This window comes from Celeribacter naphthalenivorans (genome assembly GCF_020524585.1).
GTDB lineage: Bacteria > Pseudomonadota > Alphaproteobacteria > Rhodobacterales > Rhodobacteraceae > Celeribacter > Celeribacter naphthalenivorans.
The window spans coordinates 636,428-657,278 of the sequence record NZ_JAIVLK010000001.1 but is presented as its reverse complement, the minus strand read 5'-3'; the positions used below and the strand labels follow the sequence as shown (position 1 = coordinate 657,278).

Genomic DNA, 20,851 nt, shown 5'->3' with positions numbered 1-20,851 from the left:
CATCAGCTCGGCAGGTTATTGAGCCCCGTCGCGCAGACACCGCCATCGGCCAGGATCGTCTGGCCGGTGACATAGCCCGCGCCCTTGGAGGCCAAGAACGCGATCACCGCCGCAATGTCTTCGGGCAGGCCAACACGGCCCAGCGGCACGCGTTTGGCGCGGGCCTCTTCCAGACCTTCCCTGGCGTAGATCGCCGCCGTCAAAGGTGTGCGGATCATCCCCGGCGCCACCGCGTTGACCCGAATGCCGTCGGGCGCCCATTCCATGGCCAGATTTTCCACGAGCGAAATCACCGCCGCCTTGGCAGGCGCATAGGCCGCCTGCCCCAGATGCGCCTGCATGCCGGACATGGAGGCGACGACAACGATGCTGCCCTTTGACGCCTTGAGCGCCGGGTAGAAGGCCTGCGCAAGCACGAAGGTCGAGCGGACGTTGAGGTTGAACATCCGGTCCCATTCCGCAAGCGATTGCTCGGCCAGCGGCGCGGGTTTTCCGGCGCCTGCGTTCGACACAAACAGATCGAGACCGCCCAGGAATTCCAGCGATTTTGCGGCAATATCTTTGGCCACCTCCGCGTCGCCCAAGTCTCCCGTCAGGAACAGGACCTCAGCGCCGAGGCTTTCCAACTCCGCGATCAACGCGGCGGGCGCCGGTTTGCGGCCCGAGGCCGTGGTGACGATTTTCACCGCCTCGCCGCGCGCTTGTGCCTCGCGCGCCATCTGGCGCAGGGTCGCGCCCCCGATCCCTTCGCTTCCACCGGTCAACATGATGCGCATGATTTGTCCTCCGTCTTATATGCGTTTGCGGGCGAGACTTTCAGACCGGCCTGACGCGGGCAATGGACATATCCCTAGGCCGGTTAGAGTTTTCGTTTTTCTGCAAGAATTCCCAAGTCCTGTGCATCGCGACACCTGCGCATGAGGCGCAAAATGGCGCAAAAACAGGGAGGAATTTTCGACATGACATTCAAAGGCAAAACCGCCGTTGTGACAGGCGGCGCATCGGGGATCGGGCTGGCAGTTTGCGACGTCTTCGCGGCCCGCGGTGCGCGGGTGGCGATCCTCGATCTGAACGGCGATCTGGCGGTCGAGAGCGCCGCGCGCCTTGGCCCCGATCACCTCGGCCTCGCCGTCGATGTCACCGATGAGGAGGGCGTGATCGCAGCGCTCACAGAGGTCGGCGGCATCGACATTCTGGTCAACAACGCCGGCATTGGCGACGTGAATCTGCCGACCACCGAGCAAAGCCTCGCGCACGTCCGAAGAATGCTCGATATCCATGTTGCGGGTGGATTTCTCATGGCGCGCGAGGTGGCCAAACGCATGCAAGGCAACGGCGGCGGCGCGATCGTCAATCTGGCCTCCATCGCAGCCCTCACCGGCCTGCCCCGACGCAATTCCTATGGCGCGGCCAAGGCCGGGTTGGTGGCGATGACGAAATCCATGGCTTCTGAGTGGGGCCGCGCGGGCATTCGCGTCAATGCCGTCGCGCCGGGCTATGTCGCGACCGATCTGGTGCGCGGGTTGATCGAGGACGGGCTTTTGGACGAGGCCAAGATTTTGCGCCGCGTGCCTTTGGGCCGGATGATCGAACCGCGTGAAATTGCCGAGGCGATTGCATTTCTCGCCTCGGATGCCGCCTCTGCGATCACCGGATCGGTACTCTCCGTCGATGCCGGTTGGATGGCCTATGGCGCGGCAGACGATCTTTAACCCAAAGGAGAGACCGAGATCGGGCGCAGGATTTCGTGGCGGGCGGCCCCTTTGGCGCTCGCCATCGGATCGCCGCCCCAGAGCGTCACGATCTCGCCCGGCGTTTCGCCGGAGATCACCCGCCAGCGGCCGACGAGCGGCTGATCGCAGATCGCACCTGCGCCAAAGGTCAGGCCTTGCATCCCCTCGCCGAACACCGGCGCGTCCGGCGCATTCGGGTGATGGGTTTTGCGCCCGTTTTCGGCAGCATCGAGCATCGCATTGCCCTCCAACCGCTCCATCAGCATGTTGCGCTGGGTGACGATCATCGGAAAGCCTTCGGGCACGAACCCCTCCATCCAATCACGATCCGCGCCAAGCCCCACCCGCGCCGCCGCGCGTTCCTCAAGACTCTCATAGATCCACAGGTGATAGAGCCGGTTGAGCGCACCGGTGTCTGTCAGCCAATAGCCCGCCATCGGCAAATGCCGCGTCACGGCACCGATGCCTTGCCGCATGAAGAGCGACAAATAGGCTGGCCCCATGCCGGGCTTCAAATCATAGGCGCGCAATTCATGGATCATTCCACTCTCCCTCTCAGTTCAAAGAGTTGGACAATTCCCGCACTTTTTCCGCGAAAACCATGGAGATTCCCGGGTTTGACTTGAACAATTCCCTCAATTCTGACGCCGCTCCGCAAGACAGGTTTCGCGATAGGCGCCCGGCGGCACGCCGACGCGTTGCGAGAAGAAACGCGAGAAATAGGCCGGGTCTTCGAACCCCAGATCATAGCCCACTTCGGCCACCGTCATCGTCATATAGATCAGACAGCGCTTCGCCTCGATCACCACGCGTTCGTGCAAAAGCTGCGAAGCGGTTTTGTCGGCGCGGGCCTTGCAGGCGAGGTTCAGCCGCTGGATCGACACACCAAGTTTCGAGGCATAGAACTCCAACGCCTTCTCGCTTTTGAAATGCGCCTCAAGCAGCTCTCGGTAGCGACACAAGAGATCGTAGTCGCGATCCACCCGCTGGGGATCGACGCTTCCGGCCTCGGCGCGCAGCCGCATCAGGGCGACGAGAATGCGCTGAAACTGCGCCTTGATCGCCATGCGGCGTCCCGGTGCGGTCCAGACGTATTCGCGGCGCATCCATTCGAAACTCTCCTTGAGCGCGCCGCAATTGGCCGGGTCCTCGCCCAGAGGATAGACCGCGGGATGCGCCAGCGCCTCGCCATACCGGGCGTCGCCTTGGGTCATCGCCTTGGCGTAGGAACAGGCGGCGGTGATGACATGGCCGTCGGTGCCGGGCAGAAAACGAATTTCATGCACCATCGCCACCGGGATCACCACCACGGCAGGGACCGGAATTTGATAGGTCTGCGCCTCGATCCGGATCTCGCCACCGCCATGTTCGACGAACAAAAGCTGGATGTGATCAGGATGCGCGTGCGGACGAATTGTCCAATCGTTGGCGCCCGAACGTTCCCGGATCGGTTCGACATGGATAAAGTCCAATTCGACCTCGGAAAGCTCCTCTCCGTAGAGATAAATACGTGGAATCAACTGCTCATGTGCGTGCAGCATCCTCTTCCTCCTCCTTCTAGCAGGCGGCTCCTCTTCCGACTGCGATGAACAATAGTGCAATGAATTTCGGCGTCCGTCCATTCGCGTGCGCGGTCTGGATTGGCATATCTCGACACAGGGAGGCGGCGAGGATGTGCCGCACAACTGGAGGAGATAAGATGCAAGACCGTCTCAAGGATGGCACGCACTGCGATGTCTTGGTGATCGGATCGGGGGCCGGTGGCATGTCCACGGCGATCACCGCAAAGAAAAACGGCCTCGATGTGATCATCATCGAAAAAGCGCCGGTCTTCGGCGGCACCACCGCCTTTTCGGGCGGGGTTCTCTGGATTCCCGGAAACGCACATTGTGCGCCCGGAGACGTCGAGCGCGCGCGGGAGTATATGAAATCCGAGACCGGCAATTTTTTCGAAGCCGAGGCGGTCGACGCCTATCTCGAAAACGGCGCCAAGGCGGTGGAATTTTTCGAGCGCGAGACCGAAGTCAAATTCGTGCCCTCGCTCTACCCGGACTATCACCCCGACGCGCCGGGCGGCGCGCAGGTCGGCCGGTCGATTACGGCGGCGCCCTATGACACCAGCGGTCTGGGCAAAGACCTCAAACGGCTGCGCCCGCCGCTGTCGACGATCACCTTCATGGGGATGATGTTCAATTCCTCGAACGCCGACATCAAACATTTCTTCAACGCGACCAAAAGCATAGGCTCTTTTGCTTATGTCACCAAACGGCTCGCGGCCCATGCCGCCGAAGTCGCGCGTTACGGTCGCGGCACGCATGTGACCTCGGGCAATGCGCTGGCCGCGCGGCTGGCGAAAAGCTGTTTCGATCTGGGCATTCCGATCTACACCGACAGCCCCGCGACCGAGCTCCTGACCGAAAACGGCGCCGTCGTCGGCGCGAAGGTCAAGGGCGAGATGGGTGTCGTGACGGTGCGCGCGTCCAAAGGCGTGGTGCTGGCCGCAGGTGGTTTTGCGCACGATGTGGAGAAGATCCGCGCGGCCTACCCGCATCTCAAACGCGGTGGCGAACACCTGTCGCCCGTGCCGGAGGACAACACCGGCGACGGGATCGACCTTGGCCGCGCCGTGGGCGGCAAGTTCGAGGTGAATTTCCCGGAAACCTCCGCCTGGATGCCCGTGTCGAAAGTGCCTTCCAAAGGCGGCTACAAGGCCTTTCCGCATCTCCTGGATCGCTACAAACCGGGGATCATCGGCGTGCTGGCAAATGGCAAACGCTTCACCAATGAAAGCGAGAGCTATCACGACGTGGGCGCGGCTCTGATCAAGGCCTGCGAGGGGCAGAAAGAGACCGCGTGCTGGCTCATCGCCGACCGTCCGACCATTCGCAAATACGGTCTGGGCTTTGCCAAACCCGCGCCGGTGCCGCTCGCGCCCTATCTGAAGAATGGCTACCTCGTCTCCGGCAAGACGCTCGATGAGTTGGCGCAGAAGGCCGGCATTGATGCGGCGGGCCTCAAGGCCACGATTGCCGCCTATAACACAGACGCGGTGCGCGGCGAGGATCCGGAATTCGGGCGTGGCAGCACGGCCTTCAACCGCTACCTGGCCGACCCGGAGGTCAAGCCGAACCCCTGCGTCGCGCCGGTCGCGCAAGGCCCCTATTACGCGCTCAAGGTGATCATGGGCGATCTGGGCACCTTTGACGGGCTGACGACGACGGTCGAAGGCCAAGTCATGGACACAGAAGGCACCCCGATTGCGGGGCTTTTCGCGGTGGGCAACGACCGCGCCTCGATCATGGGCGGCAACTATCCGGGCGCGGGGATCACCCTCGGGCCGGCTTTGACTTTCGGCTATATCACGGGCCGTCATCTGGCAGGAGTGGCGTAAATGGGTTGGATTGATTTCACAGGGAAAATCGCTGTTGTGACCGGCGGATCGGGCGGCATTGGCCGGGCGATGCTTGCGACGTTCAAAGAGCTGGGGGCCACGGTGGTGGCCCTCGACTACCGTGCCGAGGATGCCGAGGCGGCGGCACATGCGGTGGACGGCTATGGCTTTGGCTGCGATGTCTCCGATCCGGCCTCGGTCGCCAAGGCGGCGGCGCAGATCGCCAAGCTGGGCGGTGCGGATGTCTTGGTGAACAACGCCGGAATCCTGCGCCCCGGTCCCTTGGAAGAGTTGGCGCTGGAAGACTGGCAGGCGATGCTGCGGGTCAATCTCGATGGCTGTTTCATCACCGCGCAGGCCTTTGGCGCGCAGATGATCGCCAAAGGCAAAGGCGCGCTCATTCATGTGGCGTCGATCTCGGCGAGCCAGCCGCAGCCCTTCTCCGGCGCCTATTCGCCCGGCAAGGCCGGTGTCGCGATGCTGTCGCGCACCTTGGCCTATGAGTGGGGTCCTAAGGGGCTGCGCTCGAATGTGGTGTCGCCCGGTCTGGTGCTCACCCCCATGTCGGAGCCGTTCTACGCCAACACAGAGGTCAAAGCCGCGCGCGAGCGCCGCGTGCCCACCGGCCGGATCGGCGCCGCAGAGGACATGGCACATGCCAGCGCGTTCCTTGCCTCGGACCGCGCCAGCTATATCAATGGTCAGGAAATTGTGGTGGACGGGGGCTTGAGCCAGACCCTGATGGGCAGCGTCCCCCGTCCCGGTTTTACCGAGTGACATAGATGTGTGAGGTGGCTCAGGCCACCTCCTCCATATGACCACCCAGAAACAATTGGCCGACCTTCGGGTCGGCCAAAAGCTTGTCGGCCTTGTCGTGCATCCGCATCTGGCCCAGTTCCAAAACGATCCCGTCATCCGACATCGCCAGCGCCGCCTTGGCGTTTTGTTCGACCATCAAGATGGTGACACCTTCGTCGCGCAGCGTCTTGAGCGTCTCGAAGACCTCCTGCACCAGATTGGGCGACAGGCCGATGGACGGCTCGTCAATGAGCACCAGTTTCGGATCGAGCAAGAGAGAGCGCGCGATCTCGAGTTGTTTCTGTTGCCCGCCAGACAGTTCGATCGCCTTGCGGTCCTTGAACTGGCGCAGCATCGGGAATTGATCCATCACCAATTCCATCCGGCGTTTGACGCTGGCCTGATCGTTGGAGGTGATGCCGCCCATCTCCAGATTGTGCCAAACGGAGAGCTGCGGGATCACATTGCGGCCCTGCGGCACGTAGGTGACGCCATGGCCGATCATCTGTTTGGGCGACGACCGCGTGACATCCTCACCATCGAAAATGATCTGGCCCGAGTGGATGTCGAGCATTCCGAAGATGGCTTTGAACACCGTCGATTTGCCCGCGCCATTGGGACCGATCACCGTGGTGATCGTGCCGCGCGGGATCGAAAAGGTGGTGCCGTTGAGGATCGTGATCTTGCCGTAACCGCCGTATAGGTTTTTGAGTTCAAGCATAGCAGACATGGTCAGCCTCCCAGATATGCGTCGATGACTTGCTGGTTGGAACGGATCTCGTCGGGGCTGCCCTCGGCGATGATCTGCCCCTCGGCCAGCACGATGATCCGCGTGCAGAGCGACATGACGAATTCCATGTTGTGCTCGATCACGACAAAGGTCGTGCCGTGTTCGCGGTTGTAGGTGATCAGGCGTTCTTTCAGATACTGAAGCATCGTCAGGTTCACGCCGCCAGCCGGTTCGTCCAAAAGCACGATCTCCGGCCCGGCCATAAAGGCCATGGCGGCATCGAGCAGCTTTTGTTGCCCGTAGGACAAAGACCCGGCTTTCTCGTCACGCAGGTGTTCGAGCCGGAAGAAACGGATCATTTCCTCCGCCTCGCCGGTCAGCCCTGCGTCGGATTTGCCAAACAGACGCGTGAGCATGGTGCCCTTATGCTCTTGGCCCGCCATGATGATGTTTTCGATCACCGTCATTTCGGGAAACACAGACAACTGTTGAAACGTCCGGCCAATGCCCAGTTTGCTCAGCTCATGCGCCTGAGCGCCCGCCACGGATTTGCCGTTGATCTGCACCCCGCCCGAGGTGGGCGTGAGTTGACCCAGGATGCAGTTGAAGAGCGTCGATTTGCCAGAGCCGTTGGGGCCGATGAGGCCAAGGATTTCGCCCTTTTGCACCTCGAAGCTCACACCATTGACGGCGCGGATGGGACCGAAATGTTTGTTGATGTCCTGAACGGACAGAACCGTATCGCTGTGCATCACAATTGTGCTCCCTGTTTGAGATCGCCCCGCTCTTCGCGCGGTTTGAAGGAGGAGAGAAGTTTCTGGCCAAGACCGATGAGCCCATGCGGCGAGAAGATCATCACCACCAGCACCAGAAGCGCATAGATGATCAGGTAATAGCCATCGGTGAAGCGCAGCATTTCCGGCAAGAGCACCACAAGGCCTGCGCCAAGGATCGGCCCGAAGAAATAGCCGGAGCCGCCGACGATCACCATCAACAGAATTTTCAGCGAGAGGATCAGGGTGAAAGAACCGGGTTCGATGAACTGCACCAGTGGGGCTTGCAACGCGCCCGCGAGGCCACCCATGGCGGAGCCGATGGCAAAGGCCAAAAGCGTCATCCGCGTGGTGTTCAGCCCCAGCGAGTTGGCCCGGATCGGGTTCTCGCGCAGCGCCTTGAAGGCGCGGCCCCAGGGCGAATGCAGCATCCACGCCATGACGCCTGCGGTGATCAGGAAACAGACCACGGTGAAATAGTAGAACGGCAGTTGCTTCATCGTGTCGAACGGCCCGAACACCGGACGCGGGATGCCGACGAGGCCCAGAGAGCCACCGGTGAGCCAGTCCTCATTGCGCAGCACGAGGAACACCAGCGTGGTGAAAGCCAGCGTCACGAAGGCGAGGAAGTGGTGTTGAACGCGCAGCGCCGGGTAGCCCAGCACCAGCCCGATCACAAAGCTTGCGCCGATCGAACAGAAAACAGCAACGATCCAATGCACCCCCGCCATGGTCAAAAGCGCCGTGATATAGGCGCCGATGCCCATGAAAGCGGCCTGCGCGAGGCTGATTTGCCCGGCGTAGCCAAGGGTGAGGTTGAGGCCCATGGCGGAGATCGAAAAGATCAGCCAGGAGCACAGAACATAGATGATGTAATTGCCCTGCCCCAAAGGCGCGATGAACAGCGCGAGGCCAAAAGCAACGAGAAAAAGCAGACGGAGCGCGGTCATACGGTCCTCCCTTCGGGCGTGCCCAAGATGCCTTGCGGGCGCACCATGATGATGACGATCAAAAGGATGAGCGGGATCGCCGTGCGGTATTCGGCGGAAACGTAAACGGCGGCGAGGTTGTCGATCACCCCGATCAGAAGCCCGCCCAAAAGCGCGCCCTTGATCTGGTTGAACCCGCCGACGATGGCCGCGATAAAGGCGATCATGCCAAGCGTCTCACCGTTGGAGAATTTCGCCAGATAGACCGGAGAAATCAGGATCGAGGCAATGGCCGCCAGCGCGCCGTTGATCAGGAAGGTGTACATCACCATCTTTTTCACATCGACGCCGAGAATTTCGGCCACGCGCGGGTCCTGGGCGGTCGCCTGCATGGCGCGACCAGTGCGGGTGCGGCCCAGAAACAGCTGCAGCGAAATGATCGCGGCGAAGGCCACAACGAGGTTGCAGATGTCCTGAATGGAGATCGAGGCGCCGAAGAAGTTGATCACATGCTGCGGGAAAAGCGGCGGAAAGGGCTGGCCCTGCGCGGAGTAGAACTCCTTGACACTTTCCTTCATCAGAATGCCAAGCGCGATGGTGGCGATCACCAGCGGCAGCGTGCCATGCGGCAGCATCGGCTCGACGATCAGTTTCTTGAACATCGCGCCCAGAACCACGAGCGACAGCACAAGCGCAGTCAGGATCGCGGCCCAAAGCGGCAGGCCGAAAATGGTCATGCCCGCCAGCACGAAGAACGCGGGCAGCATGACGAATTCGCCCTGCGCGAAATTGATGGTTTGGGACGCCTGCCACAGCAGGGTAAAGCCGACAGCCGCCAGCGCGTAGATCGCGCCCGCCGACAGTCCCGAGACTAAGATTTGCAGAAGCTCGGCCATGGCCAGTCCTTCTCATTTGTGTGAAACGTAACCCTGCCCCACAGGGACTTGCGGGACAGGGCGTGGCGGTCTTGCCGCCGGAGGTGCGAACGTCAGTTCGCGGGGAGAACCTCGGATACCTGTTCCTGGCCGTTGACGACCTCGACCATGTAGCTTTCGCGCGACACCTCACCGGTGTCGTCCCAGCACATGTCGATCAGAACGCCGGGGTATTCCTCGGCATCGAGGCAAAGCCCATGCACCGTGTCAGCCAGTTTCTGGCTGTCCACTTCGCCGACCATTTCGGTGGCGTACTTGATCGTGTAGGCGCCGATATAGCCCTTCATCGCGTTGTAATCGGGGCTGTAGCCAAAGCGGTCGGTGAACTTGGCGGCAAATTCCTGTACCCGCGGCTCATCGGCGGCGATGGTCAGCGCCGCATGGCCTTTCGCGCCATTGGCGGCAGGGCCAGCCAGCTCGATCACCTTCTCGGAGGTCAGCACACTGTCGCCGATTTTCGGGATCTCGAGACCTTGCTTGGTGGCCTCCATCAAAAAGCGCGCGGCCTCTTCTTGGGTGAGATAGATGAACACCGCCTCGGCGCCGGAATTCTTGATCCGGAGCACATCGGCGGAGAAATCCGCCTGGCCCTGCTCGGACGGCACATCGGCCACGACCTTGAGGCCCATCTCTTCGACGATCTCGACAAAGCTGTCGTGCCCGCCCTTGCCGAATTCGGTGTTGGCCCAGGCGACGGCGACATTCTCGACGCCCAGCTGGTCCCTCATATAGGCGCCGATTTTGGGCATGCCTTTTTGCGCGCCCCAGTTGGTGCGAAAGATATAGGGATTGCCCTTTTGCGTGATCGACGGCGCCTCGGAGGCGGTGAATTGCGGGATGCCGTTTTGTTGCGCCACCAGCATGTTCACCACGGTCGAGGACGAATACACAGTGCCCAAAAGCGCAAAAGCGCCCTCGTCGATGGCCTTTTGCACCAAGGCGCGCGATTGCAGCGGGTCGGTTTGGCTGTCGTATTCGCGCATCTCGACCTGCATGCCAAGAATGCCGCCATGTTCGTTGATCTCATCCACCGCCAGATCGACCCCATGGGCCCAGACGGTCCCCGCCGCAGCACCTGCCCCGGACAGTTCGGAAATATTGGCGATCTTGACCGTGTCGGCATATGCGCCCCCGGCCATCAGCATCGCGGTCAGGCTGACGCCCGCCAAAACGTTGCGTTTCATCATCGGTTCCTCCCTAGAACACTCCTCGTAACGCAGCTCGGCCCGTTTGATGTGCGTGGGTCCTGATCTGCGACCCCTGCGCCGTCCCCGGCACAGGGTATTCTTCATCTTTCCGGCTGCGTCTGGCGCCTCAGTTCGGCGGCAGAATGGTGGTGATCTCCTGCGCGTCGTTCTTGACCTCCACCATGAAGCTTTCGCGGGCCACCTCGCCGTTTTCATCCCAGCAAATGTCCATCAGAACGCCCGGGTATTCCTCGGCATCGAGGCACAGACCATGCATCGCATCGGTCAGCTTCTGGCTGTCGATTTCGCCAACGATTTCAGCACCGTATTTGATCGAATAGGCGCCGATATAGCCCTTGATCGCGTTGTGATCCGGGCGGTAGCCAAAGCGTTCGGTGAATTTCGCATCCATCTCCTGCAACAGCGGCACCGGCGCATCTGCGGACAGTCCGACATGGCCAAGCGCACCCTCGGCGGCACCGCCTGCAAGGTCGATGACCTTTTGCGAGGTCAACACCGTGTCGCCGACTTTCGGCACGTCGAGCCCCTGTTTTTCCGCTTCGATCAGGAAGCGGGCGCTTTCCTCTTCGGTCAGATAGACAAAGACCGCCTCTGCGCCGGAGTTCTTGATCTTGAGCACATCGGCGGAGAAATCCGCCTGCCCCTGTTCAGAGGCCACATCGGCGACGATATCGAGGCCCATCTCTTCGGCCACGGCAGAAAACGCATCGTGGCCGCCTTTGCCGTATTCGGTGTTGGCCCAAGCGATGGCGATCTTGGTCACGCCCAGCGTGTCCTTGAGATAGGCGCCGATCTTCGGCATGCCTTTCTGCGCCCCAAAGGTGGTGCGGAAGATGTAGGGATTGCCCTTCTCGGTGATCGACGGCGCCTCGGAGCCGGTGAACTGCGGGATGCCGTTTTGCTGAGCGACCAGCATATTCACCACGGTCGAGGACGAATAGACCGTGCCGAGCAAGGCAAAAGCCCCTTCATCGATGGCCTTTTGCACCAAGGCGCGCGATTGCAGCGGATCGGTCTGGCTGTCGTATTCGCGCATGTCGACTTTCATGCCCAAAATGCCGCCGCTCTCGTTGATCTCATCGATGGCAAGATGCACACCGTCGGCCCAAACCGACCCAGCCGCAGCACCTGCGCCCGAAAGCTCGGCGATATTGGCGATGTGAACCGTCTCCGCTTGTGCGGCAAACCCCAGACCCGCCGCGAGTGCGGTTCCTGTCAGTAGTGATTTCAGCATGGTCTCCTCCCTGATAGATGCTGATGAGGGGATGTGTCCCCGTTTGGCGTCACGCGCTCCCCGTCATGACGTCGACCAAAAGATCCGCCTGCGCGTTGAACATGCCGAGCCCCGGCATGATGGCGCAGCCCTTGCTCTGTGCGATGGCAAGCTGCGGCGTGATCTCCGGTTTCGTGATGCTGTCGGCGACGAATTGATGCGCCTCGTATTTCTCCGCCTCGATGGGCAGAGGATCGCCCTCGCGCATGCCAACGGGCGTGGCGTTGCCGATGAAATCGAACCCCGTCGGATCGGCACTGCCGACGCCGACCTTGCCGGGAAAGCGGTCTGACAGCCGCGCAATCGTGGCGTCGCGGCGGCTCTCGTCGACGTCGTGGATCGCCAGATAGGCGGCCCCACGCGCGAGGATTTCATAGGCAATCGCCGCCCCCGCCCCGCCGACACCGACCAAAAGCGCACGTTTATCTTTGATGTCAAAACCGCATTCGGCCACGCCGTTCATATAGCCCTGACCATCGGTGTTATCGCCCTGCCATGTGCCGTCTTCGCGTTTGTTCATCACATTGACGGAGCCTGCGAACACGGCCCGCTCCGTCGGATGATCGCAGAGCGGCAACGTCGCCTGTTTGTGCGGCACGGTGGCGATCAGTCCGCCGACATTGGGCAGCTGTTTCATCATCGCGACAAAACCGGCATAGTCGCCCGGACGCACATGCATCGGCGGCACAAGCGCGTTGAGGCCGCGTGCGACCAGAATGCCCGTCAAAAGCCCCGGCGATTTGACCTGAGCGATCGGATCGCCCGCGATCGGATAGAGCCGGGTTTCCCCGTTCAGCTCGACATCCATTCCCATTTCCTCCCTGACGCCACCTGTCGTCGCGTCACCTCTCGTTTAAAATTGCAATCCTTGATCCAACACTGAATGGACGGCGGCCCGGATAAGTTGGACAATTCGTCAGAGCCTTGCCGCCCGCTCCGTGACATCCCTGTCGTCGCGCTCATGCTGCAACTGCAGCATTCCTCCAATGCGCAAGCGTGGTATCGATCCCCTCCTCAAGCCCCGTGACCGGCAGCGCATCAAACCATGCGGCCTGCGCCCCTCCCTGAAGTATTTCAGGCGTTTTCAATGGCATACCTGCGACATCCACCCTTGCCCCCGGCACGGCGCGGGACAAAAGCGTCACAAACTCTGCCACAGATGCCGAGACACCATGCAGATCGAAACAGGGCGCGCCCGTTTCCGCATTGGACAATCCCGTCACAAAGGCCCGCGCCACATCCGCCACATGGACAAATCCCACAGCACCTGAAAATTCGATTTTCGCGGATTGTCCAAGCGCGGCCGCGCGCAATGCAATCGAGGGGCCCGCGGCGATCCCGGCGCTCTCGCCCGGACCGTAGACGATATAGGGGCGAAACCCGACGCTCAGCAGGCCATGATCGAGCCCCGCACAGCGCGCCATGCCTTCAATCGCGAGCTTATGCACCCCGTAGAGCGTCTCTGGATGGGGCAGCCTGCCCTCTCCCGATCCGTAGATCGCCGAGCTGGACGCAAAGGCCATGCGGCTGACACCTGCCGCCACGGCCTCGTCAATCACCGTCTGCCCGCCGATCAGATTGACCTGCGCGGCGCGGATGGGATCGGCTTTGCAATCCACCGTCATCAGCCCCGCAAGATGAATGAGCGCACCGCAGCCCGCCATGGCCTCCGCCACCGCCGCACGGTCTGTCACGTCGCCCGCGATCAGCTCGCACTGACGCGACAGGCCCGGCGCAACGAACTCCAGCGTCTGCGCATCGGGTTTGAGATCAAAGAGACGCGGGCGCATCCCCTGCGCCACCAGCTCCCGGGCCACAAAAGCGCCCAGAAACCCGGTGCCGCCAGTCACGAGGACGGGGTGATCGCGCCAGCCGCTCATGAGGCTTTCCGTGCGTGGCTTGCCATCGGGCGATGCATCGCATGGGTCGCCGCGATGGAGCCAAAGACGATGCCCGGCCCGATGGTGATCCCCGGCCCCGGATAGACCCCGCCCATGATCGAATTCATATCGGCACCGGCGGCATAGAGCCCTTCGATTACCGAGCCGTCTTGATGCAAAAGCTGCGCGTTTTCATCGGTGACCAGACCGGTCGCAGCGCCGATGTCGCCCGGGTAGAGTTTCACCGCATAAAACGGTCCCGGCCCAAGCGGGCGCAACGTCGGATTCGGTCCATGTGTGGCGTCGCCATTGGCGCGCTCATACACTGTCTCGCCGCGATGGCAATCCTCGTCGACGCCGGTTTTCGCCAGCGCGTTGAACCGCTCGACAGTGGCGACCAGATTGGCTTTATCGATGCCCAGTTTTTGCGCCAATTCCCGCAGCGTCGCCCCTTGGGTCAGATAACCGTCGGCGAGGAAGGGCGTGAAATCTTTCGTGCCCGGATGGATCATCCCCATACCGTATTTCTTGGCCGCTGCCGCATCCGCGATCAGATAGGTCGGGATGTGCGAACCGTCCTTGTCGGCGGCATACATGGCGGAGACGAATTCGTGGTAGCTGCGGCTTTCATTGACAAACCGCTTGCCGTCCTTGCCAACCGAAATGATCCCCGGCTTTGAGCGGTCCAGCACGAAATGCGGAAACGCCGCTTCCGTGCCGTCCTTACGTTTGCGGATCGACACTGGCGCCCAGTAACAGGGCTGCGCAGAGCTGTCGGAATAATGCGCGCCGAGGCCCAGCACGATGTCATGCAGCTCGCCCGTGTGACCCGGAGCCGCCGGAGAGACACGGGGCGCCGGATTGGGCAGCATGTCTTGCCGCTTGACGGGATGGCGGGCAAAGCCGCCAGAGGCCAGAACGACGCCTTTGGTGGCCGTCACCGTGACCGTCTTGCCGCCCTGCTCCAGAGTGAGCTGATAGGCGCCGCCGCCCAGAGGCGTCAGGCCGGTGGTTTTGGTTTGCGTCGCAATCTCTACCCCACGTTTGCGCGCTTCATAGAGGAAGCGCCCGATCAGAGCATTGCCCATCAGCATCCGCGTGTCGCGGCCATGCGCCCATTTGCGCAGGTAATACCGCGCGACGATGCGCATCGAATAGGCCATGGAACGGACGCTCTGTTTCATCTTGAGAAGATGCGGAATGTCGTCGCGGTCGATCTGCATCCCGCCCAAAATGGTGAATTCCGGGATCGGCGGGCGCACCAGCCAGATGTCATCACCCAAGAGCGCCCCGTCAAAAGGCTCGGGCTCCAGCGCGCGACCAAAAGAGGTCGAGCCTTCGAGTTCGTACAAATAATCCGGGTGGAACGGGCGGCCACGGAATTTGACGTCGGTCTCGTCTTCGAGCCGGTGAATGGCCTCCGGTCCGCGTGTGACGAAGGCTTCGCGCAAGGCGCGCGGCGCGCGATTGCCGACGGCACGGTCGAGAAAACCCAACACAGTCTCTTCGCTGTCCTCGGCGCCAAGCTCGTCGCGGAATCGCGTGTTGGGCACCCATGTTGTGGCCGCGGAAAAGGCCGATGTGCCGCCCAGATATTCGGTGCGCTCGACCAGGAGAACGCGCCCGCCCTCCATCGCCGCAAAGGTGGCCGCCGACATGCCCGCCGCCCCCGCGCCCAGCACGACGACATCATAAGAGCTGCCATCCTTTGGCAGGGATTTCACCTGAGGCGCTCTTTGAGATTTGGCGCGCGATTCTGTGTTCATATCTTCCTCCCTTATGTGCAAGACCATGTTTTAAAATGTGTTTTTCAGGTGACCCACCTGAAGCCTTTGCTTGGGCCTGCACTGCGATCCGTGACCGCTTTTCATGAGTATTATAGATTCTGGAAACTCTTTCAAGTTTTAAAACTTCTTTTATTTTTAATTCGACTTGCTATAGTCAGTGCAACAAGAGGGACCAAAAACGGGTCCCCCAAATGATCTCTCGGGAGGAGAAACAGCATGAAACGCACGCGTATCGCGGTGATTGGCGGAGGCGCCATTGGACGCACACATGCTGTGGCGATTCGGGCGTGTGAGAACACGGATCTGGCCGGAATCGTCGATCCTTTCGAAACCGGAAAAGCGCTGGCTACAGAGATGGAGTGCCCGCATTTCAGCAAAATCGAAGACCTGCCAAAAGACATCGACGGTGCGATCATCGCCACGCCCAACGCGCTGCATGTGCCGCAAGCCACCGCGTTGATCAGCGCAGGAATTCCTGTGCTGGTCGAAAAGCCACTGGGCGAAAACGCCGCCGCCTGTGCAAATCTCGTGGCCCTGTCGGAGCGCACCGGCGTGCCCGGTCTGGTCGGCCACCATCGCCGCCACAATCCGATCGTTCAGGCCGCAAAAGAGGCCATCGATCTGGGGCGCTTCGGCACATTGGTGTCCGGCACCATCATGGCGTCGCTCTACAAACCCGACAGCTATTTCGACGTCGCCTGGCGCCGCGACAAGGGTGCGGGCGGGCCGATCCTGATCAACCTCATTCACGAGATCGACCTTGTGCGGCATCTCTTTGGCGAGATCACGGAGGTCTTTGCCCTCTCCAGCAACCGCCAGCGCGGATTTGAGGTCGAGGACACGGCCAGCGTCCTGCTCAAACTCGCAGGTGGCGGTTTGGTCACGGTCTCGCTGACGGATGCAGGCGTCGGCCCCTGGTGCTGGGACACGACAGCGGGCGAGAACCCGGCGCGGTTTCCCGCCATGCCCGCCGTCTCGCATATGTTCTCCGGCACGCAGGCGGGGATGAGCCTGCCCGATCTGGCGTTCTGGACCCATGAGGGCGCGCGCGACTGGACCGTGACGCAGGGCAACCACCCGCTCCACGCCACGCCACAAGACAGCTATGTCGAACAGATCCGCCATTTCGCGGCCGTCATCAAAGGTGACGAGGCACCGCGCATCACTCTGGCCGACGGCGCCGCAAATATCGCCGTGATCGAAGCCATTCGACGCGCGCATGCGGAAAATCGCCCTGCCCGCATTGACCCGCTGCCGCAAAACGCTGCATCTGAGCTGAAAGCGATGATGGAGTAAGATTATGTCTGGCGTGATGGAGCGAACCTTGGCGATCCTTGAACTTCTGGGCGAACACCCCGAAGGGATGCAGGTCAGCCTGATTGCGAGCGAGCTGGATATGCCAGCCTCGGCGGCGCATCGGCTGCTCAAGGAGCTGTCGCAATTTGGCTATGTGCGCCAGTTGCGCAATCAGGGCGATTATGCGCTGACCATCAAACTGGCGGGCATCGGCTTGGCCTTTCTGGCCCGCACCGGCGTGCCCGACATCACGCAGCCCATTTTGGAACGTCTGGCCGCAGACACCCGCGAGCTGGTGCGTCTGTCGGTGATCGACGGCGAGGATCTCGTCTGGGTCGGCGTGGCGCAGGGCGCGGTTGCCGGGCTGCGCTACGATCCGGGCCGCGAGCAAGGCATCAAGGTGCATCTGGCCTGTTCCGCCGGTGGCCAGGCCTGGCTCTCGACCATGAGCGACGAAGAGGTGCTGGCGAAAATCGGTGCGCAGGGGCTGACTGCGGATTTCATCACCGGGCCAAGCGCGCCGACGACCATCACCGATGTGCTCAAATCCGTAGAAGAGGCCCGCGCGCGCGGCTATGCCGTCAGTGTCGACAGCTATCACGCCGGTATGGGCGCCATGGCGATGCCGGTCCGCTCAAGTGAAACCGGTGCCGTGATCGGATGTCTCTCCATCGCGGGCCCTGCCGTGCGCGTGACGCCTGAGCAAATGTACGCGTTTTTCCCGCTTCTGAAAGAAGCAGCCGAAGAAATCGGCGCCGCCTCTGAGGCGTCGTTTTTCTTCAATCGCAACCGGACGCAAGCGCCCGAAACCAAAACCGAAACCCGTCAGGCCGGCTGAACCGTCACGGTTCTGCCCTCTGACCCGAACGCGCGGCGCCTTCCGCGCATGTAGACCAAGGCAGAACAATGGACAGTGAAATGGCGGGCGTTCAGGCCTGCGACGTTCTGATCATGGGATCAGGCGCAGCGGCGCTTTGTGCCGCGATCACGGCGAAAGAGGCGGGTTTGGATGTGCTCGTCGCGGAGAAAACCGAAGTTTTCGGCGGCACGTCGGCGTGGTCCGGCGGCTGGCTTTGGGTGCCACGCAACCCATTGGCGGTGCGGGCGGGCATTGTTGAAGAGGCCGAGGCCCCGCGTCGCTATCTGCGCGCGCTGTTGGGCAACCGAGCCAATGATCCGCGCCTAGAGGTGTTCTTGGAAAACGGCCCGGAGATGGTCGGGTTTCTCGAAGACATCGGAGCCATGGTCTGGCGCGATGGCAATAAGATCCCGGATTTCTACGATCACGATGGCGCGGCGGAGGGCGGGCGCTCAGTGACCGCCGAGCCGGTTGACGGGCGCGCGCTTGGCCCGCTGATCGACAAGTTGCGCCCCCCGCGTGACGTGCTGACCCTGGGCGGCATGGCGATCAACAGCGGCGCGGATATGGCGCATTTCTTCAACGCCACGCGCGCGCCCGCCTCGATGTGGCATGTCACCAAACGTCTGGCGCGCCATGCCTTTGACCTCGCCACCAAGGGCCGCAGCCTGCAGTTGGTGGGCGGCAATGCCTTGGTCGCGCGACTGTTGAAAGCCGCCTCGGATCGCGGCGTGACGCTTTGGAGCGACTGCCCGGTGACCGATCTGATCGTCGAGAACGCTCAGGTGACGGGCGCCACTCTGCGCCATCACGGGCGCGACCAATTGATCACCGTCCGCAAGGGGGTGATCTTGGCGGCGGGCGGCTTCCCGCATGATCCGACCCGCCAAAAGGGGCATTTCGCCCATCTCGACAAACGCGCCCATGCCTCTGCCGCCCCTGTCACCAACACCGGCGACGGGATACGGATCGCGGAAACCATCGGCGCGCAGATCTACATGACGCTTGTCGAACCCGCCGCCTGGGCGCCGGTGTCGCTGGTGCCGGATGGCAAAGGCGGGTTTAAGAATTTCCCCCATCTCGTCGATCGCGGCAAACCCGGATTTCTGGCGGTCGACAGCCATGGCAAACGCTTTGTCAACGAGGCGGTGAGCTACCACGACTTTATCAAGACACTCCTGGCCGTCACCCCTGAAGAGGAGACGCCTGAGGCGTGGTTGATCTGTGACCACAAGGCACAACGGCAATTCGGCATCGGCTGGGCGAAACCCTTTCCCTTCCCGCTCCGACCTTTCCTGCGCTCGGGCTATCTGAAACGTGGGCGGAACCTGCGGGACCTGGCGGTGGAATGTGGTTTGCCGCCTGAGACGCTGGAGCAAAGCGTGACGCGGTTCAACGCCCATGCCCGCGACGGGCACGACCCGGAGTTTCACCGGGGCGAGACGCCCTACAACCGGGTCTCTGGCTGGGCCAAACACAAAGGTCCGAACCCCTCGCTCGCGCCGCTGGAGCATGGCCCGTTTTATGCCGTCAAACTGATCCCTGGCTCGCTTGGCACCTTCGCGGGGATCAAGACCGGTGCTGACGGGCAGGTTCTCGCGAATGATGGCACGTCCATCGGCGGGCTTTACGCCATCGGCAATGACGCCGCCTCGATCATGGGCGGGCATTACCCCTCGGGCGGGATCACGCTCGGGCCGGGGATGACATTCGGCTACGTCACCGCACGGCGGCTGGCGGGTTTGCCGGTGACAGGTCTCGATGAGGCCTCACAAGACATTGAACTCCAAAGAAAGGAAGCATGATGAGCTATTATGAAATCGCGACCCTCAAGACGGTCATTTTCGGGGCGGGCAAGGCCTCTGAGGGCCTGCAAAATTGGCTCGCCGCTGGCAAAGGCACGCTCTTGGGCGCCTTTGGCACTGACATCGGCAATCTGAACGAAGTCTATGTGCTGCGCAGCTTCGACAGCCTCGATGAGATGATGTCCGAGCGCGAACGTGCGGTGATGTCGGACAATCCGATGGGGTGTGTGGAGCATCTCGTCGATCTGCGGTTCGACAGCTATAAAGCCTTCGATTTCCTGCCGCCCGTCACGCCGGGCAGCTATGGACCGGTCTATGAATTCCGCACCTATAAGGCCAAGCTCAACGGCGTCTCGGTGACGCAGGACAAATGGCGCGAGGCCATTCCGGCGCGCTCCGAATACTCTGCGCTGACGCTCGCGATGTGGGGGCTGGATGGCAGCCCGCGCGTCACGCAAATCTGGCCCTACAGCTCGCTTGAGGCGCGCACGAAAGCCCGCAGCCAATCGGTCGCCGACGGCAAATGGCCGGCCAAAGGCGGCCCGGACTGGCTGACGCCAGACATGACCAGCGCCGTGGCGATGCCGCTGCCGTTCTCGCCGCTGAAATGATCGGGGCATGACGCAGATGCATCTGTTTTCATTGGCATTCCTGACCACGCATGAGGTGCCGCCCGACGAGGCGGTGCGGATTGCGGCGGCAACGGGCTATGATCTTGTGGGGCTGCGGTTTCTGCCCGCCGCCCCGACGGAGCCGCCCTACCCGATCCTGACCGACCCGGCGCTTGAGGCGCGCGTCAAAGCGGCGCTCGACGAGACCGGGATCGGCATTGCCGACATCGAGATCGCGCGGTTGAAACCCGACACGCAGGTCGAGGGGTTTCGCGATTTTCTGACGCTTGGGCAAAGACTTGGCGCCAAGAACGTGCTTGTCGCGGGCGATGACCCGGATCACGCGCGCCTGACCGAGACCTTCGCCGCGTTCTGCGATCTGGCGGCGGACTATGGTCTGACCGGGGATTTGGAGTTCATGCCTTGGACCGGGGTCAAGACCCTGCCCGAAGCGCAGGCGATTGTGACCGCCGCAGGGCGAAGCAACGGCGGCGTGTTGATCGACGGGCTGCATTGGGATCGGGCGGGCGGCACGGTGGAGCAAATCCGCAATCTGCCGCCGGAGATGATCCATTACGCCCAGATTTGCGACGGGCCGAAGCCCTATGATCCAAGCGACGCCGGGTTGATCGAGATCGCCCGCGGCGCGCGGCTTTTGCCCGGCGACGGGGGGATTGATCTCAAGGACATGGTCGAGGCGCTGCCCTCGGACACGGTGCTAAGCGTGGAAATTCCGCAGCTGGAAAAAGCCAAGCATATGAATGCCATGGCCCGTGCAATTGAGGCACTGGAACGCACCAAATCCTTGGTGGCAGGCTAAAACACTCCCCCTTGCGCGAAGCG

At 61.9% G+C, this 20,851-nt stretch carries 20 protein-coding genes; 8 read left to right on the top strand and 12 right to left on the bottom strand.

All coding sequences use genetic code 11. The features are described from left to right. Positions 1 to 2: 2 nt before the first annotated feature. Positions 3 to 776 (bottom strand): SDR family NAD(P)-dependent oxidoreductase, encoded by a 774-nt coding sequence (locus LC094_RS03185; protein ID WP_226550200.1) that lies wholly within the window; start codon positions 774 to 776, stop codon positions 3 to 5. A 183-nt stretch (positions 777 to 959) separates the two neighbouring features. Here LC094_RS03185 and LC094_RS03180 point away from each other — a divergent pair, with 183 nt between their 5' ends. Then, complete coding sequence (locus LC094_RS03180) at positions 960 to 1,712, top strand: SDR family NAD(P)-dependent oxidoreductase (RefSeq protein ID WP_226550199.1); 753 nt, start codon at positions 960 to 962, stop codon at positions 1,710 to 1,712. On the opposite strand, the gene LC094_RS03175 is transcribed toward LC094_RS03180, so the two are convergent. Next, on the bottom strand, positions 1,709 to 2,275 hold the full coding sequence (locus LC094_RS03175) for an NIPSNAP family protein (RefSeq protein WP_226550198.1): 567 nt from the start codon (positions 2,273 to 2,275) through the stop codon (positions 1,709 to 1,711). The two genes, LC094_RS03180 and LC094_RS03175, sit on opposite strands and share 4 nt — an antisense overlap. A gap of 93 nt (positions 2,276 to 2,368) precedes the next feature. Beyond that, on the bottom strand, positions 2,369 to 3,274 hold the full coding sequence (locus LC094_RS03170; RefSeq protein WP_226550197.1) for a helix-turn-helix domain-containing protein: 906 nt from the start codon (positions 3,272 to 3,274) through the stop codon (positions 2,369 to 2,371). Between the two features lie 158 nt (positions 3,275 to 3,432). Here LC094_RS03170 and LC094_RS03165 point away from each other — a divergent pair, with 158 nt between their 5' ends. Then, positions 3,433 to 5,124: an FAD-dependent oxidoreductase gene (locus LC094_RS03165; RefSeq protein WP_226550196.1), complete on the top strand. Its 1,692-nt coding sequence runs from the start codon at positions 3,433 to 3,435 to the stop codon at positions 5,122 to 5,124. Then, entirely contained in the window at positions 5,125 to 5,901 is a 777-nt protein-coding gene (locus LC094_RS03160) for an SDR family NAD(P)-dependent oxidoreductase (protein WP_226550193.1), read from the top strand. A 19-nt stretch (positions 5,902 to 5,920) separates the two neighbouring features. Here LC094_RS03160 and LC094_RS03155 read toward each other — a convergent pair whose 3' ends face one another. From LC094_RS03155 to LC094_RS03115, 9 genes are all read right to left on the bottom strand, one after another. After that, complete coding sequence (locus LC094_RS03155) at positions 5,921 to 6,652, bottom strand: ABC transporter ATP-binding protein (protein WP_226550190.1); 732 nt, start codon at positions 6,650 to 6,652, stop codon at positions 5,921 to 5,923. Positions 6,653 to 6,654: 2 nt separating this feature from the next. Next, positions 6,655 to 7,404 carry an ABC transporter ATP-binding protein gene (locus tag LC094_RS03150; protein ID WP_226550351.1) on the bottom strand — a complete coding sequence of 250 codons (750 nt, stop codon included), beginning with the start codon at positions 7,402 to 7,404 and terminating at the stop codon, positions 6,655 to 6,657. After that, positions 7,404 to 8,375, bottom strand: a complete 972-nt coding sequence (locus tag LC094_RS03145; RefSeq protein WP_226550187.1) for a branched-chain amino acid ABC transporter permease — start codon at positions 8,373 to 8,375, stop codon at positions 7,404 to 7,406. The genes LC094_RS03150 and LC094_RS03145 overlap by 1 nt, the downstream gene beginning before the upstream one ends. Then, positions 8,372 to 9,250 (bottom strand): branched-chain amino acid ABC transporter permease, encoded by an 879-nt coding sequence (locus LC094_RS03140; RefSeq protein WP_226550184.1) that lies wholly within the window; start codon positions 9,248 to 9,250, stop codon positions 8,372 to 8,374. Before LC094_RS03140 ends, LC094_RS03145 begins: the two co-directional genes overlap by 4 nt. A 92-nt stretch (positions 9,251 to 9,342) precedes the next feature. Then, entirely contained in the window at positions 9,343 to 10,476 is a 1,134-nt protein-coding gene (locus tag LC094_RS03135) for an ABC transporter substrate-binding protein (RefSeq protein WP_226550181.1), read from the bottom strand. Positions 10,477 to 10,603: 127 nt separating this feature from the next. After that, complete coding sequence (locus LC094_RS03130; protein WP_226550179.1) at positions 10,604 to 11,731, bottom strand: ABC transporter substrate-binding protein; 1,128 nt, start codon at positions 11,729 to 11,731, stop codon at positions 10,604 to 10,606. Between the two features lie 49 nt (positions 11,732 to 11,780). Then, positions 11,781 to 12,578, bottom strand: a complete 798-nt coding sequence (locus tag LC094_RS03125) for a shikimate dehydrogenase family protein (protein ID WP_226550178.1) — start codon at positions 12,576 to 12,578, stop codon at positions 11,781 to 11,783. 151 nt (positions 12,579 to 12,729) lie between these two features. Continuing rightward, entirely contained in the window at positions 12,730 to 13,650 is a 921-nt protein-coding gene (locus tag LC094_RS03120; protein ID WP_226550177.1) for an NAD-dependent epimerase/dehydratase family protein, read from the bottom strand. Then, entirely contained in the window at positions 13,647 to 15,416 is a 1,770-nt protein-coding gene (locus LC094_RS03115; RefSeq protein WP_226550175.1) for an FAD-dependent oxidoreductase, read from the bottom strand. The genes LC094_RS03120 and LC094_RS03115 overlap by 4 nt, the downstream gene beginning before the upstream one ends. Positions 15,417 to 15,653: 237 nt before the next feature. Between LC094_RS03115 and LC094_RS03110 the strand changes: the two genes are divergently transcribed. The 5 genes from LC094_RS03110 (at position 15,654) to LC094_RS03090 (ending at position 20,828) form a co-directional block, all read left to right on the top strand. After that, a complete protein-coding gene (locus LC094_RS03110; RefSeq protein WP_226550174.1) occupies positions 15,654 to 16,733 on the top strand; it encodes a Gfo/Idh/MocA family protein in 1,080 nt (359 codons plus the stop codon). Positions 16,734 to 16,737: 4 nt separating this feature from the next. Further along, positions 16,738 to 17,571 carry an IclR family transcriptional regulator gene (locus LC094_RS03105; RefSeq protein ID WP_226550173.1) on the top strand — a complete coding sequence of 278 codons (834 nt, stop codon included), beginning with the start codon at positions 16,738 to 16,740 and terminating at the stop codon, positions 17,569 to 17,571. A gap of 68 nt (positions 17,572 to 17,639) precedes the next feature. Beyond that, positions 17,640 to 19,397, top strand: coding sequence for an FAD-dependent oxidoreductase (locus LC094_RS03100; RefSeq protein ID WP_226550172.1), 1,758 nt, complete (start codon positions 17,640 to 17,642; stop codon positions 19,395 to 19,397). After that, positions 19,394 to 20,008, top strand: a complete 615-nt coding sequence (locus LC094_RS03095; RefSeq protein ID WP_226550171.1) for an NIPSNAP family protein — start codon at positions 19,394 to 19,396, stop codon at positions 20,006 to 20,008. The genes LC094_RS03100 and LC094_RS03095 overlap by 4 nt, the downstream gene beginning before the upstream one ends. A gap of 7 nt (positions 20,009 to 20,015) precedes the next feature. Next, on the top strand, positions 20,016 to 20,828 hold the full coding sequence (locus tag LC094_RS03090; RefSeq protein ID WP_226550169.1) for a sugar phosphate isomerase/epimerase family protein: 813 nt from the start codon (positions 20,016 to 20,018) through the stop codon (positions 20,826 to 20,828). The last annotated feature ends 23 nt before the right edge of the window (positions 20,829 to 20,851 follow it).